Annotated in this window: 15 protein-coding genes; 12 read left to right on the top strand and 3 right to left on the bottom strand. The window is 59.9% G+C overall.

The window, feature by feature from the left end; genetic code table 11:
* Positions 1 to 107: 107 nt before the first annotated feature.
* The 3 genes from NTD80_RS24350 to NTD80_RS24340 are packed head-to-tail and all read left to right on the top strand — an operon-like array spanning position 108 to position 2787.
* Complete coding sequence (locus NTD80_RS24350) at positions 108 to 986, top strand: hemin ABC transporter substrate-binding protein (RefSeq protein ID WP_262135297.1); 879 nt, start codon at positions 108 to 110, stop codon at positions 984 to 986.
* Complete coding sequence (locus NTD80_RS24345) at positions 983 to 2020, top strand: FecCD family ABC transporter permease (RefSeq protein ID WP_262135296.1); 1038 nt, start codon at positions 983 to 985, stop codon at positions 2018 to 2020. Before NTD80_RS24350 ends, NTD80_RS24345 begins: the two co-directional genes overlap by 4 nt.
* Positions 2020 to 2787, top strand: a complete 768-nt coding sequence (locus NTD80_RS24340; protein ID WP_065910310.1) for a heme ABC transporter ATP-binding protein — start codon at positions 2020 to 2022, stop codon at positions 2785 to 2787. Before NTD80_RS24345 ends, NTD80_RS24340 begins: the two co-directional genes overlap by 1 nt.
* A gap of 253 nt (positions 2788 to 3040) precedes the next feature.
* On the opposite strand, the gene NTD80_RS24335 is transcribed toward NTD80_RS24340, so the two are convergent.
* The 3 genes from NTD80_RS24335 to NTD80_RS24325 form a co-directional block, all read right to left on the bottom strand.
* Positions 3041 to 3313: a TfoX/Sxy family protein gene (locus tag NTD80_RS24335; RefSeq protein WP_120449919.1), complete on the bottom strand. Its 273-nt coding sequence runs from the start codon at positions 3311 to 3313 to the stop codon at positions 3041 to 3043.
* A gap of 204 nt (positions 3314 to 3517) precedes the next feature.
* Positions 3518 to 3862 (bottom strand): pentapeptide repeat-containing protein, encoded by a 345-nt coding sequence (locus NTD80_RS24330; protein ID WP_065910314.1) that lies wholly within the window; start codon positions 3860 to 3862, stop codon positions 3518 to 3520.
* A gap of 92 nt (positions 3863 to 3954) precedes the next feature.
* The gene (locus tag NTD80_RS24325) at positions 3955 to 5511 is read right to left on the bottom strand and encodes an AAA family ATPase (protein ID WP_106802619.1); all 1557 of its coding nucleotides are present in this window, start codon (positions 5509 to 5511) and stop codon (positions 3955 to 3957) included.
* Positions 5512 to 5629: 118 nt separating this feature from the next.
* Here NTD80_RS24325 and mrcB point away from each other — a divergent pair, with 118 nt between their 5' ends.
* The 9 genes from mrcB (at position 5630) to msrQ (ending at position 15446) form a co-directional block, all read left to right on the top strand.
* Entirely contained in the window at positions 5630 to 7954 is a 2325-nt protein-coding gene (mrcB, locus tag NTD80_RS24320; RefSeq protein WP_065910318.1) for a penicillin-binding protein 1B, read from the top strand.
* Between the two features lie 16 nt (positions 7955 to 7970).
* Entirely contained in the window at positions 7971 to 8705 is a 735-nt protein-coding gene (locus NTD80_RS24315; protein WP_262135294.1) for a tetratricopeptide repeat protein, read from the top strand.
* Entirely contained in the window at positions 8705 to 9034 is a 330-nt protein-coding gene (locus NTD80_RS24310; protein ID WP_065910322.1) for a YqcC family protein, read from the top strand. The genes NTD80_RS24315 and NTD80_RS24310 overlap by 1 nt, the downstream gene beginning before the upstream one ends.
* A 431-nt stretch (positions 9035 to 9465) precedes the next feature.
* On the top strand, positions 9466 to 11190 hold the full coding sequence (locus tag NTD80_RS24305) for an acetolactate synthase 3 large subunit (RefSeq protein ID WP_065910352.1): 1725 nt from the start codon (positions 9466 to 9468) through the stop codon (positions 11188 to 11190).
* Between the two features lie 2 nt (positions 11191 to 11192).
* On the top strand, positions 11193 to 11684 hold the full coding sequence (gene ilvN / locus NTD80_RS24300) for an acetolactate synthase small subunit (protein ID WP_003176102.1): 492 nt from the start codon (positions 11193 to 11195) through the stop codon (positions 11682 to 11684).
* Between the two features lie 46 nt (positions 11685 to 11730).
* Positions 11731 to 12747, top strand: coding sequence for a ketol-acid reductoisomerase (gene ilvC, locus NTD80_RS24295; protein ID WP_003176099.1), 1017 nt, complete (start codon positions 11731 to 11733; stop codon positions 12745 to 12747).
* 144 nt (positions 12748 to 12891) lie between these two features.
* Positions 12892 to 13749, top strand: coding sequence for a CDP-diacylglycerol--serine O-phosphatidyltransferase (gene pssA / locus NTD80_RS24290; RefSeq protein ID WP_065910324.1), 858 nt, complete (start codon positions 12892 to 12894; stop codon positions 13747 to 13749).
* 63 nt (positions 13750 to 13812) lie between these two features.
* A complete protein-coding gene (gene msrP / locus NTD80_RS24285; RefSeq protein ID WP_262135293.1) occupies positions 13813 to 14826 on the top strand; it encodes a protein-methionine-sulfoxide reductase catalytic subunit MsrP in 1014 nt (337 codons plus the stop codon).
* Complete coding sequence (gene msrQ, locus NTD80_RS24280) at positions 14826 to 15446, top strand: protein-methionine-sulfoxide reductase heme-binding subunit MsrQ (protein ID WP_262135292.1); 621 nt, start codon at positions 14826 to 14828, stop codon at positions 15444 to 15446. Before msrP ends, msrQ begins: the two co-directional genes overlap by 1 nt.
* Positions 15447 to 15453: the final 7 nt, after the last annotated feature.

Genomic DNA, 15453 nt, shown 5'->3' with positions numbered 1-15453 from the left:
CGGCTTCGCCCGTCAGCTGACTGGGTGCTTGGTTCGATGTTCGGCAGGGGTTACCTGTCACATCACTGAGTGCTCGAAAGGCCCTGCCCTTGGAAGGAAACCCTGTTATGCGCCTGAGTGCCAGCGCTATTGCGCTTGTTGTCGGACTGCTGGTCAACCACGGGGCGCAAGCCTCTGAACTGCCTCAACGCTGGGTGAGTGCCGGTGGGGCGCTGTCGGAGTGGGTGACGGCCCTGGGCGGTGAGTCGAAGCTGGTGGGGGTGGACACCACCAGCCAGCATCCGGAAACGCTCAAGGCGTTGCCGAGCATTGGCTATCAGCGCCAGTTGTCGGCTGAAGGCATTCTCAGCCTGCGTCCCCAGGTGCTGGTAGGGACCGACGAAATGGGGCCGCCGCCGGTGCTGGCGCAAATCCGCAGCGCGGGCGTGCAGGTGGAGATGTTCTCGGCGGAACCGGACCTCCCGGCCCTCAAAGGCAATCTCCAGCACCTGGGCAAGTTGCTGGGCAACCCGGCCAAGGCCGATGAATTGTTTACTGGATATGAACAAGCCCTCGATCAACAGAAACGCTGGGTTGCCAAGGCCCAGGCCACGCAAAAGGCGCCGGGTGTGTTGGTATTGATTGGCCACGCCGGCGGTAAATCGCTGATCGCGGGTAGGGACACTGCCGCCGACTGGGTGTTGCAGCAGGCGGGCGGGCACAACCTGGCGACTCATAATGGTTACAAGCCGTTTTCGCTGGAGTCGCTGGCGGGGTTGAGCCCTGATGTGTTGGTGTTCGCTGATCGTGCCCTGACCGGCGACGCGGCACGCGCGGCGTTGTTCAAGGAGAATCCGATCCTTGCCTCGACGCCGGCGGCCAAGAATGGGCGAGTGTTTGAGCTGGACCCGACCTTGCTGGTCGGCGGCCTGGGGCCGCGTCTGCCGCAAAGCCTGGTAGAGCTGTCCGCCGGGTTCTATCCCGCCCAGGCTAAAGCCGCCCCATGACCACTCTGGTTAAACCGCGAACATTATTTATCGGGCTGACGATACTGTGCGTCCTGGCGACTTGGCTATCTCTGGCGCTGGGGCCTGTGAGCCTGCCCTTGCTGGATACGCTGAAGGCGGCGCTGCGACTGATCGGGGTGCCGATCCAGGCGCAAGGGTTGGAGCAGGCTGAGCTGATCCTGGGGCAGATTCGTCTGCCGCGAACCTTGCTGGGGCTGGCTGTCGGCGGTGTATTGGCATTGTCGGGCGTGGCCATGCAGGGGCTGTTTCGCAACCCGCTGGCGGATCCGGGATTGGTAGGGGTTTCCAGTGGTGCGGCGCTGGGCGCAGCAGTGGCGATTGTCGGGGGGGCGTTTTTCGGCGGCTTGCCGGATGCCTTCGGGCCTTACCTGTTGTCGTTGTGTGCATTCCTCGGTGGCCTGGGGGTGACCGCGCTGGTCTATCGACTGGGTCGGCGTAACGGCCAGACCAATGTCGCCACGATGCTGCTCGCCGGCATCGCGCTGACGGCCCTCGCGACCTCGGTGGTCGGCTTGTTCACTTACCTGGCCGACGACGCGACCCTGCGTACCCTCACATTCTGGAACCTGGGCAGCCTCAATGGCGCCAGTTATTCGCGGCTGTGGCCTCTGTTGCTGGTGAGCGCCGGCGTAGCATTGTGGTTGCCGCGCCGCGCGAAGGCGCTGAATGCCTTGCTGCTGGGCGAGTCGGAAGCGAGCCACCTCGGGATCGATGTCGAGCGGCTCAAGCGCGAGTTGGTGTTCTGCACCGCGTTAGGAGTAGGCGCAGCGGTGGCCGCGGCGGGCATGATCGGCTTCGTGGGGTTGGTGGTGCCGCACCTGGTGCGCCTGTTGGCGGGGCCGGATCATCGCGTGCTGTTGCCGGCTTCGGTGTTGGCGGGCGCCAGCCTGCTGCTGTTTGCCGACCTGGTCGCGCGCCTTGCCTTGGCGCCGGCTGAATTGCCGATCGGTATTGTCACTGCATTTATCGGTGCGCCGTTTTTTCTGTACCTGTTGTTGCGGGGGCGTGCCTGATGCTGCGTGTCGAAGACCTGCATATCCGTCGCGGCAGCAAGACGGTGTTGGCGGATATCACCCTCGATCTCTTGCCGGGCCAGGTGCTCGGCGTACTCGGCCCCAACGGTGCGGGCAAGAGTACGTTGCTCGGCGCGTTGTGCGGTGAGCTGCATCCCGACCAGGGCAAGGTGTGGCTGGACCAGCAAGCACTCAAAGACTGGACCGGCGCACAGCGCGCGCAGCGCTTGGCGGTATTGCCGCAAAGCTCGACCCTGGACTTTGCTTTTCGCGTGGAGGAAGTCGTCGGCATGGGGCGTTTGCCGCATCAGACCGGCCGCACGCGCGATGACGAGATTATCGACGCGGCGCTACAGGCTGCGGATGTCGGCCACTTGAGCGGTCGCAGTTACCTGGCGTTGTCCGGTGGCGAGCGTCAGCGCGTCCACCTGGCGCGGGTGCTGGCGCAGCTATGGCCAGGCGAGACGGGGCAGACGTTGCTGCTCGATGAGCCCACTTCAATGCTGGACCCGTTACATCAACACACCACGTTGCAGGCGATTCGCACCTTTGCTGATCGTGGCGCGGCGGTGCTGGTGATTCTGCATGATCTGAATCTGGCGGCACGTTATTGCGACCGGATTTTGCTGCTGGAGCAGGGCCGACCGCATGCGCTGGACACGCCGGAACAGGTGATGCGTCCGGAGCCGCTGAAAGCCGTGTTCGGCCTGGATGTGTTGGTGCAGCCCCATCCTGAGCGGGGGCATCCCCTGATCATCGCCCGCTGAACGGTATGGCGGACAGCTTTCTGCAGGCAAAAAAAGACCCGGCAAGAGCCGGGTCAAATAACCGTGATTAGCCTGATGAGGAGATAATCTGAGAGTCCGAACCAATGGTCTTTCAGTTATCGGCTGATCTCGCGACCAGTTGTGATAATCATAACGATTCTCATTTGAGAGTCAATGCTTGTTTTTGGTCGCTTCGAATTTTTCCTCAAACAATCGTTCGAAATGCCTGTAATCGCTGGGCTTGCTGACTGATCTAATTTCTCTGCCGTGCCGAGAGGGCGTCCAGCTGGCGGTTCAACGCCTCCTTGCGCTCGGCCGGAATGTCGTTCCAGTGCACATCCATCAAGGCCCCTTCGATTGCATACAGCAGCACTTTCGAAGCCCGGAACCCGCGCGTTCTCACTGCTCGATAGGCATCCACAGCCCCCAGGCGGCGCAAGTCGGACGCACTGTGGATGCCCACCGCATGCAGCCACTGTGCAGACGTCTTGCCGAGGTTTTTCAGGTGTTGCAGCTCATCATTCATCAAGCCTCCTTGCGACGGCCGAATGGTGCGGTGGGTATCGTGACCAGGCAAGCCTGAAAAGGAGTGTAGCGCTCAGTAGGAAAAGCGTAGTTCTTTGGTCAGGAACGGCCTAAAAGCTTATAAGAATGACGCGGGGATTTTGACGGCGGGCAGGTGCAAGGTCCTTGGTACGTGGGTGCGTACCAAGGCCCGGGAGGACAATGTCTACTTGGTGCGGTAACGCAGGCGAGTGCCGAAATTGACCGACATGAGGATCTCGTCGGCGGTCAGTTCAGGTGGGAAGTAGGTGCCCGAGATTTGCGCATGCGCCAGGCTGGCGCCTTCCAGTGAGCAGTCACGCAAATCCAGGCCGCGCAGGTCGGCGGAGCGGAAGTACGCGTCGGTGAAATCCACGCCGACGGCATTCAGCTCGCGCAGGTCCAAGCCGCGGAAGTCGCCGCCACGCATGTCGATCGCCCCTTCTTTTGGGCGTTCCTGATTGAAGCCGCGGATATCGTCTTTATGCAGGAGCGAGTAGAGCGGTGTATCGAGAAGCTTGGGCTGACTCATGACGGCGACTCCTGTTGGATTTATGACGCCATTATAGTGCCACTATTGCTTGGTCGTGCGCCCAAGTAGACGACACGACCAAGAAATTTTTCTTACAGGCCCGGCAAGCGCTGACGAATATGCGCGACCAAGGCATCCAGTGTCCCGCTTTCATTGGTCTCGACGCGTTTGCTCAGCAGCAGTTCTTCGGCCGTCAGTGGGTCACGATTGGCCTGCTGTTCTTCGATTACCGCCAGCGTTGCGTCAGACGGATCGTTCTTGTCTGCCTGACGTTGTGCCAGCCAGGCGCTGATAACGGCTTGAGGTGCGTTGCAATCCAGGATCAGGAAAGGCGCGCCAGTGGCCTCGGCAACCTTGGCCGCTGCGTCGCGCTGTTCGCGTTTGAGGAAGGTCGCATCCAGCACTACCGGGTAGCCAGCACGCAATACGATGTCGGCGATTTCATTCAGGCGTGCGTAGGTGGCGGCGCTGGCATCCGCGGCGTAAATGCCGGCCTGTGGCGTGTTTTCCACGTGTTGCTCGCCGAACAGGCGCTTGCGCTCCACATCCGAACGCAGGCGCACCGCCCCCAGTGCTTCGACCAGGCGCATGGCGACGTGGCTTTTGCCGACCGCCGAAACACCGTGGGTGATCGCCAGGAAACGCGATGGAATGGTGCTGTAGCTTTCGGCCAGGTTGGCGTAGTTACGGTACTGGCGCAGGGTAGTGGCGCGCTGCACCGGGCTTGCCTCGCTCGGCATGCTGAACAGCGAGATCTTGGCGCGAACGAGCGCACGGTAGGCTTTGTAGAAGTTCAGGACTTCGAGGCCCTGATAGTCGCCGGTCAGTTCCAGGTACTGGCTGATAAAGCGCCGCGACAGCGACTTGAGGCCACGGTCTTCCAGGTCCATCGCCAGGAAACCGGTGTCGGCGTACACGTCGGTGAAGCGGAACGGTTCGTTGAACTCGATGCAGTCGAAGATAACCACGTGGCCATCGATCAAGGTGGCGTTGCCCAGGTGGATATCGCCGTGACACTCGCGGGTGAAGCCTTCCAGCTTGCGCTGTGCCAGCAATGGCTTGAGGCGCTCGAAGCTGCTTTCAGCCCAGGCTTGCAGTGCTTCGAGTTGGTCCAGGTCGGCCTTGTCGCTGAGGAACGGACGGATCTGATCGAAGTTCTGTCGGACCGGTGCCATCACTTCGTCCGGCGTGCCGGCTGGGTGATCCTGCGGGACTTTCGGCGCGGTAAGGTGGAAGTGCGCGATCTGTTTGGCCATTTCATCGATGTGTGCGCTGGTCAGTTCGCCATTGGCCTGCAGGGTACTGAGCAGTTGGCTTTGCGGGAACTGACGCATTTTCAATGCGTATTCGATGACCGGGCCGTCGCCGCCCAATTGCGGGGCTTCGGCCGTGCCGGTGATTGGCAATACTTCAAGATACAAATCTTCGGTCAGGCGCTGGTTGAGGCGCAGTTCTTCCTTGCAGAAGTGACCCCGGTCGTCCAGCTGGGTGAAGTCCAGGAAGCCGAAGTTCATCGGCTTCTTCAATTTATACGCATAAGGACCGGTCAGGATGACCCATGAAATATGGGTCTCGATGACGTGGAACGCTTCTACCGGATGGGGGTATAAAGCCGGGTTTTGCAGGGCGGCGATCAGGGACTGGCTCACGGGCGATCCTTCAGAGTCTGGAGAAAAACATGGCGGGCATTATGGCTGCTGCGGCCGGTCGTGCAAACCGCTGTCCGGCTCATGTTGATCAGCAATAAAGTGCGTATAATCCGCCGCCATGACTCGAACCCGATCTCCCCGTTCCCGTAAAAAACCTCCTTCGCGTGGCCTGCGCCCATGGCTGGGCTGGGCGCTCAAGCTCGGCCTGGTGGGCCTTGTGGTGCTTGCCGGCTTCGCCGTTTACCTCGACGCCGTGGTCCAGGAGAAGTTCTCCGGCAAGCGCTGGACCATTCCGGCCAAGGTGTACGCACGCCCGCTGGAATTATTCACCGGCCAGAAGCTGAGCAAGGATGACTTCCTCACCGAACTCGATGCCCTGGGCTACCGCCGCGAACCCGTGAGCAACGGTCCGGGCGCTGCGGCTGTCAGCGGCAATACCGTCGACCTCAATACCCGTGGCTTCCAGTTCTATGAAGGCCTGGAAAAAGCCCAGCCGGTGCGCGTGCGTTTTTCCGGTGACTATGTAGCCGAGCTGTCATCGCTCAATGGCTCGAAGCTGCCGGTGGTGCGTCTCGAACCGCTGATGATCGGCGGGATTTACCCGAAGAATCTTGAAGATCGCATCCTGATCAAGCTGGATCAGGTGCCGCCGTATCTGCTCGAAACCCTGGTTGCTGTCGAGGACCGCGATTTCTACAGCCACTGGGGCGTGTCGCCGAAGTCGATTGCCCGCGCCATCTGGGTCAACACGTCTGGCGGCAAGATGACTCAGGGCGGCAGTACGCTCACCCAGCAGTTGGTGAAGAACTTCTATCTCACCAACGAGCGCAGCCTGACCCGTAAGCTCACGGAAGCCATGATGGCGATGCTGCTTGAATTGCATTACAGCAAGCAGGAAATCCTCGAGGCTTACCTCAATGAGGTCTTCGTCGGCCAGGACGGCCAGCGCGCAGTGCACGGTTTCGGTCTGGCCAGCCAGTTCTTCTTTGGTCAGCCGCTGTCCGAGCTGAAGCTGCATCAGGTCGCGTTGTTGGTGGGCATGGTCAAGGGGCCTTCCTACTACAACCCGCGTCGCAATCCTGAGCGTGCGCTGGAGCGCCGTAACCTGGTGCTCGATGTGCTTGAGCAGCAGGGCGTGGCCACTGCGGAACAAGTCGCTGCAGCTAAGAAAATGCCACTGGGTGTGACCACCCGCGGCAAACTGGCCGACAGCTCCTTCCCGGGCTTTATCGACCTGGTCAAGCGCCAGTTGCGTGAAGACTACCGTGACGAAGACTTGACCGAAGAAGGCCTGCGGATCTTCACCAGTTTCGACCCGATCCTGCAGATGAAGGCCGAAGCCTCGGTCAACGACACCTTCAAGCGCCTGACCGGCCGCAAAGGCTCCGACGAAGTCGAGGCCGCCATGGTCGTGACCAACCCGGAAACCGGTGAAGTCCAGGCCATGATCGGCAGCCGCCAGGCCAGTTTTGCCGGTTTCAACCGTGCACTGGATGCGGTACGGCCGATCGGCTCGCTGGTCAAGCCGGCCGTCTACCTGACCGCGCTGGAAAAACCGAGCAAATACTCGCTGACCAGTTGGCTGTCGGATGATCCGCTGTCGGTCAAAGGGGCCGATGGCCAGGTGTGGACGCCGCAGAACTTCGACCGTCGCTCCCACGGTACGGTGTTCCTGTACCAGGGGCTGGCGCATTCCTACAACATCTCCACCTCCCGGCTCGGCCTGGAAGTGGGTGTGCCGAACGTCCTCAAGACGCTGGCGCGCCTGGGCATAACCCGCGAGTTCCCGGCTTTCCCGTCGATCCTGCTGGGCGCTGGCGCAATGACGCCGATGGAAGTGGCGACCATGTACCAGACCCTCGCCAACGGTGGCTTCAATACGCCGATGCGCGGGATCCGCAGTGTGCTGACCGCCGAGGGCGAGCCGCTCAAGCGCTATCCCTTCCAGATCCAGCAGCGGTTCGACGCAGGCTCCATCTACCTGATCCAGAACGCCATGCAGCGCGTCATGCGCGAAGGTACCGGCAGTTCGGTCTATAAGGTGCTGCCGTCCAACCTGACGTTGGCGGGCAAGACGGGTACCAGTAACGACTCGCGCGACAGTTGGTTCGCAGGCTTCGGCCAGGACGTGCTGGCAGTGGTTTGGTTGGGGCGCGACGACAATGGCAAGACGCCGTTTACCGGTGCGACCGGTGCGCTGCAGGTCTGGACCAGTTTCATGCGCAAGGCCGACCCGCTGCCGCTGAACATGCCGCAGCCGGACAATATCGTGCAGGCCTGGATTGATCCGCACACCGGCCAGGGCTCTGACGCCAACTGTCCGGGCGCGGTGCAGATGCCGTATATTCGCGGCAGCGAACCACCACCCGGCGCCGCATGCGGTGGCAGTGCCCCTGCTGACGCGGAATCGGTGATGGATTGGGTCAAGGGCTGGATGAATTAAGCAAAGAGGGTTTCAAGTGAACAAGTGGTGGATTCCAGCTATTACAGCTCTGGCTTTGCTCAATGGTTGCGCCAGCGTGCAGCGCGGCTCCATTCCCGTGGTGGACTCGAGCACCGCTGTCTCCAATAACGACCGGATCTCGGCCAACGGCGGGTTCCGCCAGACCGTGACCACGCGTCCTGCCCAGGCCGCCACCCAGGCTGTGCCGCAGGATTCGGGCGTGGTGGTGATGGTGCCGGGCGCCGGGGCGGCTACCTCCGCGCCGATCAGCGCCGAGCCGTGGACCCCGGGGCCGAGCACTTCGGACCCGATCGACACCGCGCCAGTCCAGGCGGCGCCGATCAATCAGGGCACCTACAATATGCCGTCGACACCCAGCGGCATCCCGTCATCGTCCAGCGCTGGCGGCCTGTCGGCTGACGAGCAACTGGATGGGCCGGTACTGGCCTTGTTGACCACCGCCCAGCAACAACAGGCCGGTGGCGACTTGAACGGTGCATCATCGAGCCTGGAGCGCGCCCAGCGTGTGGCGCCGCGCGAGCCGCAAGTGCTGTATCGCCTGGCTCAGGTACGCATGGCCCAGGGCGACGCACCGCAAGCCGAACAGTTCGCCCGTCGTGGCCTGACCCTGGCCAATGGGCGTCCCGACCTGCAAGCCAGCCTGTGGGCCCTGATCGGCGATGCACGGGCTGCACAGGGCGATGCTGCCGGTGCTGCCCAGGCACGTCAGAAAGCCAAGGTCAGCCTCTGATGGATGCACGTTTTCCAGCGATTGCCGAACAGTTATTGCTGATCGAGCGCGAATTGCGCGTGCAAGGCTGGTGGGATGAAGTGCCCCCCAGCCCCGAGGCGCTCAGCAGCGTCGAGCCGTTCTCGGTGGACACCCTGGACTTTCATCAGTGGCTGCAGTGGATCTTCCTCGTGCGCATGAAGCAGATCCTCGAGCAGGACCTGCCACTGCCCAACGCATCCGGGATCCTGGAGATGGCCGAGATGGTCTATGCCGACCGTCCGTTGCAGAGCCTCGGATTGCGCAATGCGCTGAAAAAGTTCGACCAATTGATCGTCGACGCTCGTTAATTGCCTGACTGTCGGGTTTTCCGGCAGTCTTGCGCACATTTCTACCGCTTGACGACATTCAGGCGAGTTTTATCCCTCCTCAAAGCCCTTTCTTCTACGTTCTCATGCGCTTAGTTGGAAAAAAGCGCAATTATTGCTTGACTTGAAGGGGCTGAAACAGAAGAATCCAAAGTCCGCTGTATCGGGACTGCCAGAAGCAGGCCCGCTCAGCAGATCATGAGGCGCACATCCGCGCCGACCTGTTACACCCGCAACGCGTTACCTCGCGCTGGGTGGGAAAAGCCCGCAACACTTGGGACGATCCCAATACTTGCTCAGTCAGTGCTGACGTAGTCGGCGACCACCGTCGCTCATGCTCTGTTGAGAAGTAAACCTATTAAGACCCGTCGGTTTTCAACGGACGGTATTCTGGCGTTTTAGAGGTGAACAACGTGGAGCTTTTATCTGGCGGTGAGATGCTCGTCCGCTTTTTGCGTGACGAAGGCGTCGACTATATCTACGGGTACCCAGGTGGTGCTCTGCTGCATGTCTACGACGCACTGTTCAAGGAACCGGCTGTTACCCACATCCTGGTTCGCCACGAACAAGCTGCTACCCATATGGCTGACGGTTATGCCCGTGCCACCGGTAAAGCCGGTGTGGTACTGGTGACGTCCGGCCCAGGCGCGACCAATGCCATTACCGGCATTGCGACTGCTTATATGGACTCCATCCCGATGGTGATCATTTCCGGCCAGGTCGCCAGCACCATGGTGGGTACCGATGCATTCCAGGAAACCGACATGATCGGTATTTCCCGGCCGATCGTGAAACACAGCTTCATGATCAAGCATGCGTCGGAAATCCCGGAAGTCATGAAGAAGGCCTTCTACCTCGCTCAGTCCGGTCGCCCGGGTCCTGTGGTGGTCGATATCCCGAAGGACATGACCAACCCTGCGGAAAAATTCGAATACGTGTTTCCGAAGAAAGCCAAGCTGCGCTCCTACAGCCCGGCTGTTCGTGGGCACTCGGGCCAAATCCGCAAGGCGGCAGAAATGCTCCTGGCGGCCAAGCGCCCGGTGCTGTACTCGGGCGGTGGCGTGATTCTGGGCGGTGGTTCTGCACCCCTGACCGAGCTCGCCAAGCTGCTTAACCTGCCGGTGACCAACACCTTGATGGGCCTCGGCGCGTTTCCGGGCACGGACCGTCAGTTTGTCGGCATGCTCGGCATGCACGGCAGCTACACCGCCAACCTGGCCATGCACCACGCCGACGTGATCCTGGCAGTCGGCGCACGGTTCGATGATCGGGTGATCAACGGCGCGAGCAAATTCTGCCCGAATGCCAAGATCATCCATATCGACATCGACCCGGCGTCCATCTCCAAGACCATCAAGGCCGACGTGCCGATCGTGGGTCCTGTTGAAAGCGTGCTGACCGAAATGGTTGCTGCGCTCAAGGACATCGGCGAGACGCCGAACAAGGAATCCGTTGCCAGTTGGTGGAAGCAGATCGACGAATGGCGCGGTGATCGCGGCCTGTTCCCTTATGACAAGGGCGACGGCAGCATCATCAAGCCACAAACCGTGATCGAGACCCTGTGCGAAGTGACCAAGGGCGACGCCTTTGTGACCTCCGACGTGGGCCAGCACCAGATGTTCGCGGCGCAGTACTACAAGTTCGACAAGCCTAACCGCTGGATCAACTCCGGTGGCCTGGGCACGATGGGCTTTGGTTTCCCTGCGGCGATGGGTGTGAAGCTGAGCTTCCCGGACACTGACGTTGCGTGCGTCACCGGTGAAGGCAGTATCCAGATGAACATCCAGGAGCTGTCGACGTGCCTGCAATACGGCCTTCCGGTGAAGATCGTCTGCCTGAACAACGGCGTGCTGGGCATGGTTCGTCAGTGGCAGGACATGAGCTACAACAGCCGTCACTCCCATTCCTACATGGAATCGTTGCCGGATTTCGTCAAATTGGTTGAAGCCTATGGCCACGTCGGCATTCGCATCACCGATCTGAAAGATCTGAAGCCGAAGATGGAAGAGGCGTTCGCCATGAAGGATCGCCTGGTGTTCATCGATATTCAGGTGGATACCAGCGAGCACGTCTACCCGATGCAGATCAAAGACGGCTCTATGCGCGACATGTGGCTGAACAAGACGGAGCGTACTTAATCATGCGGCACATTATCTCCCTGCTTCTGGAGAACGAACCCGGCGCTCTGTCTCGTGTTGTCGGCCTGTTTTCGCAACGCAACTACAACATCGAAAGCCTGACCGTGGCCCCGACCGAAGACCCGACCCTGTCGCGCCTGACGTTGACTACTGTTGGCCACGATGAGGTGATCGAGCAGATCACCAAAAACCTCAACAAGCTGATCGAAGTGGTCAAGCTGGTCGACTTGTCGGAAAGTGCCCACATCGAGCGCGAGCTGATGCTGGTCAAGGTCAAGGCCACGGGCGCCCAACGTGCCGAGATCAAGCGCACTACCGACATCTATCGCGGGCAGATCGTCGATGTGAGCGCCAGCGTTTATACCGTTCAATTGACCGGTACGAGCGACAAACTGGACAGCTTCATCCAGTCGATCGGGACGGCCTCGATTCTGGAAACTGTACGCAGTGGTGTCACCGGGATTGCCCGTGGCGACAAAGTACTCAGCATCTAACCCAATTAGTGAATGGCCTCACGGCCTGGATATATAGAGGAACCTCATGAAAGTTTATTACGATAAAGATTGTGACCTGTCGATCATCCAGGGCAAGAAAGTCGCCATCATCGGCTACGGCTCCCAGGGTCACGCACAAGCTTGCAACCTGAAAGACTCCGGCGTTGACGTGACTGTTGGCCTGCGTAAAGGCTCAGCCACCGTTGCCAAGGCTGAGGCCCATGGCCTGAAAGTGACTGACGTTGCTTCCGCCGTTGCTGCTGCCGACCTGGTCATGATCCTGACCCCGGACGAGTTCCAGTCCGCGCTGTACAAGAACGAAATCGAGCCGAACATCAAGAAGGGCGCCACCCTGGCCTTCTCCCACGGCTTCGCGATCCACTACAACCAAGTGGTGCCACGCGCTGACCTCGACGTGATCATGATCGCGCCGAAAGCTCCGGGCCACACCGTGCGTTCCGAGTTCGTCAAGGGCGGCGGTATCCCTGACCTGATCGCGATCTACCAGGACGCTTCGGGCAACGCCAAGAACGTTGCGCTGTCCTACGCTGCTGGCGTGGGTGGCGGTCGTACCGGCATCATCGAAACCACCTTCAAGGACGAGACTGAAACCGACCTGTTCGGTGAACAAGCCGTTCTGTGCGGCGGTACTGTCGAGCTGGTCAAGGCCGGTTTCGAAACCCTGGTTGAAGCTGGCTACGCGCCGGAAATGGCCTACTTCGAGTGCCTGCACGAACTGAAACTGATCGTTGACCTCATGTACGAAGGCGGTATCGCCAACATGAACTACTCGATCTCCAACAACGCTGAATACGGCGAGTATGTGACGGGTCCGGAAGTGATCAACGCCGAATCCCGCCAGGCTATGCGCAACGCCCTGAAACGTATTCAGGACGGCGAATACGCCAAAATGTTCATCAGCGAAGGCGCTACCGGCTACCCTTCGATGACCGCCAAGCGTCGTAACAACGCCGCTCACGGTATCGAAGTCATCGGCGAGCAACTGCGCTCCATGATGCCGTGGATCGGTGCCAACAAGATCGTCGACAAAGCCAAGAACTAAGTCGCACGCATCAAGAGAAAACGCGGCTTAGGCCGCGTTTTTTCGTTTGGGGGGCCGGTTCTGGTATAAAGCTGCATCGTTTGCGGGCGAACACTCGCCGCACGTATTTGTCGAATTTTTTCAAACCGTTGCAAGGTAAAGTCCATGAGCGAACGTCCCGAAGAGCCAAGCCAGGCTTCTGACGCCGAAAGCCTGCTACCGATCGATGAACATGTCGAGGAAGGGCATGACGCTGAAGGCCGCAAGGTCCGGCATCGTGGCATCTATCTGCTGCCCAATCTGTTCACTACGGCGAACCTGTTCGCCGGGTTCTATTCCATCATCAACTCCATGAGTGCCCAGAGTGCGCTGGCGGCAGGTGATGCGGCGAGTGCCAGCAAGTATTTCGGCTTTGCCGCGATTGCGATCTTCGTGGCCATGGTGCTCGACGGCCTTGATGGTCGGGTGGCGCGCATGACCAATACCCAAAGCGCCTTCGGTGCCGAGTATGACTCGCTGTCCGACATGGTCGCCTTCGGTGTCGCGCCGGCGTTGCTGGCGTTTGCCTGGGCGCTGGGTGATATGGGCAAGGTCGGCTGGATGGTTGCCTTCATCTATGTGGCGGGCGCCGCATTGCGTCTGGCGCGCTTCAATACCCAGGTGGGGACTGCCGACAAGCGCTACTTCATTGGTCTGGCCAGCCCTGCGGCTGCCGGGGTGGTGGCGGGTATTGTCTGGGCGTTCAGTGACTACGGCATCCAGGGTTCCAAGATGTCGTTTCTGGTGGCATTGATGGTGGCTGCTGCCGGCATGCTGATGGTCAGCAACATCAAGTACAACAGCTTCAAGGAGCTGGACTTGAAGGGGCGCGTGCCTTTCGTGGCAATTCTGGCGGTGGTGCTGGTGTTCGCCGTGGTGTTCAGTGATCCGCCGCGCATTCTGTTGCTGGCCTTCCTGGTTTACGCCGCTTCGGGGCCGGTTCAGTACTTGTTGCATATGCGCCGGGACAAAACATTGCCTTAATGTAATTTCCCCCATACTCCGCAGTCTATTGGTGCATCAGTCCTCCAATGCTGCGGAGTTGCCATGTTAATCAAATTCCCCAAAGCGTCCGATTGCAATGAATCGGATGTCACGCCTGAATCCCTCTACTTTTCTCGCCGTGCGTTGCTCGGCGGTGCGCTTGCCGGTATGGCTGCCAGCAGTCTGCCGCGTTGGGCCAGTGCGGATGATGCTGCGCGTTATGCCGACGTCGAGCCAGGTAAGGCCCTGGGATGGTTTGCTGAAAAGCTGCCAGGCACCCAATGGCAGGCGGTGACGGTAAAAAACGAAGCCATCACCCCCTTCAAGGATGCTACTCACTACAACAACTTCTATGAGTTCGGTACCGGCAAGGGCGATCCAGCGGTGAATGCGGGCTCGCTCAAGACCGAGCCGTGGAGCGTGGTGATTGATGGTGAAGTCGCCAAGCCTGGGCGTTACGCCCTGGAAGACTTCATGAAGCCGTATCAGTTGGAAGAGCGTATTTACCGTTTGCGCTGTGTCGAGGCGTGGTCGATGGTCATTCCCTGGATAGGCTTCCCTATAGCAGCCTTGCTTAAACAGGTCGAACCTACCTCCAAGGCCAAGTACATCCGCTTTGAAACCCTTCAGGACCCCAAGAGCATGCCGGGGCAGCGCTCGAGCTTCGGTTTGATCGACTGGCCTTATGTAGAAGGCCTGCGCCTGGATGAGGCGATGAACCCTTTGGCGATCCTTGCCGTGGGTATGTATGGGCGCGAGCTGCCGAACCAGAATGGGGCGCCGCTGCGTTTGGTCGTGCCGTGGAAGTATGGCTTCAAAAGCGTGAAGTCAATCGTGCGGATCAGCCTGGTGAGTGAGCAGCCGAAAACCACCTGGCAGAGTATCGCGGCGGATGAGTATGGGTTCTATGCGAACGTGAACCCTACGGTTGATCACCCGCGCTGGACCCAGGCCCGCGAGCGCCGTTTACCGAGTGGTTTGTTCAGCCCCAATGTGCGCGAGACGCAGATGTTCAATGGTTACTCGGACGAGGTTGCCTCTCTTTATACCGACCTCGATTTACGGAAGAACTATTGATGCGCTATCCGATCTGGCGTGCCAGCGTCTTTATCGCGGCGGTAGTCTGGCCGTTGTACTGGTTGTACGAGGCCTGGAGCTCCGCCCTGGGGCCAGATCCCGGAAAGGTGCTGGTTGACCGTTTGGGATTGGGGACCCTGATCCTGTTGCTGGTCACCCTTGGGATGACACCGTTGCAGAAGCTGAGCGGGTGGGCAGGGTGGATAGCTGTACGTCGGCAGTTGGGTTTGTGGTGTTTTGCTTACGTGGTGCTGCACCTGGCGGCGTATTGCGTGTTTGTCCTGGGGTTGGATTGGTCGCAGTTGGGGGTTGAGCTGCGCAAGAGGCCGTACATTATTGTGGGGACGCTGGGTTTCTTGTGCTTGCTGATATTGGCGGTGACGTCCAATCGCTACAGTCAGCGTCGGCTGGGTGTCCGTTGGAAGAAGCTGCATCGCCTGGTATATGTGATTCTCGGCCTTGGGTTACTGCATATGTTGTGGATTGTGCGGGCGGACCTGAAGGAGTGGGCTATCTATGCTTCTATAGGGACGCTGCTGTTGGTCCTTCGAATCCCTCCTGTAATGCGTAGGATTCCCCGGCTTATCGCGAAAAAATCACTTTCTGCAACAAAAGCGTAATTAGTGC

Source organism: Pseudomonas sp. 13B_2.1_Bac1 (assembly GCF_025466155.1).
Taxonomy (GTDB): domain Bacteria; phylum Pseudomonadota; class Gammaproteobacteria; order Pseudomonadales; family Pseudomonadaceae; genus Aquipseudomonas; species Aquipseudomonas aylmerensis.
This window is presented reverse-complemented; position numbering and strand designations above follow the sequence as displayed.

Coding starts and splice junctions, on each gene's coding strand:
- NTD80_RS24350 (WP_262135297.1), top strand. CDS start 108: ATGCGCCTGAGTGCCAGCGCTATTGCGCTTGTTGTCGGACTGCTGGTC.
- NTD80_RS24345 (WP_262135296.1), top strand. CDS start 983: ATGACCACTCTGGTTAAACCGCGAACATTATTTATCGGGCTGACGATA.
- NTD80_RS24340 (WP_065910310.1), top strand. CDS start 2,020: ATGCTGCGTGTCGAAGACCTGCATATCCGTCGCGGCAGCAAGACGGTG.
- NTD80_RS24335 (WP_120449919.1), bottom strand. CDS start 3,313: ATGAATGATGAGCTGCAACACCTGAAAAACCTCGGCAAGACGTCTGCA.
- NTD80_RS24330 (WP_065910314.1), bottom strand. CDS start 3,862: ATGAGTCAGCCCAAGCTTCTCGATACACCGCTCTACTCGCTCCTGCAT.
- mrcB (WP_065910318.1), top strand. CDS start 5,630: ATGACTCGAACCCGATCTCCCCGTTCCCGTAAAAAACCTCCTTCGCGT.
- NTD80_RS24310 (WP_065910322.1), top strand. CDS start 8,705: ATGGATGCACGTTTTCCAGCGATTGCCGAACAGTTATTGCTGATCGAG.
- ilvN (WP_003176102.1), top strand. CDS start 11,193: ATGCGGCACATTATCTCCCTGCTTCTGGAGAACGAACCCGGCGCTCTG.
- ilvC (WP_003176099.1), top strand. CDS start 11,731: ATGAAAGTTTATTACGATAAAGATTGTGACCTGTCGATCATCCAGGGC.
- pssA (WP_065910324.1), top strand. CDS start 12,892: ATGAGCGAACGTCCCGAAGAGCCAAGCCAGGCTTCTGACGCCGAAAGC.
- msrP (WP_262135293.1), top strand. CDS start 13,813: ATGTTAATCAAATTCCCCAAAGCGTCCGATTGCAATGAATCGGATGTC.
- msrQ (WP_262135292.1), top strand. CDS start 14,826: ATGCGCTATCCGATCTGGCGTGCCAGCGTCTTTATCGCGGCGGTAGTC.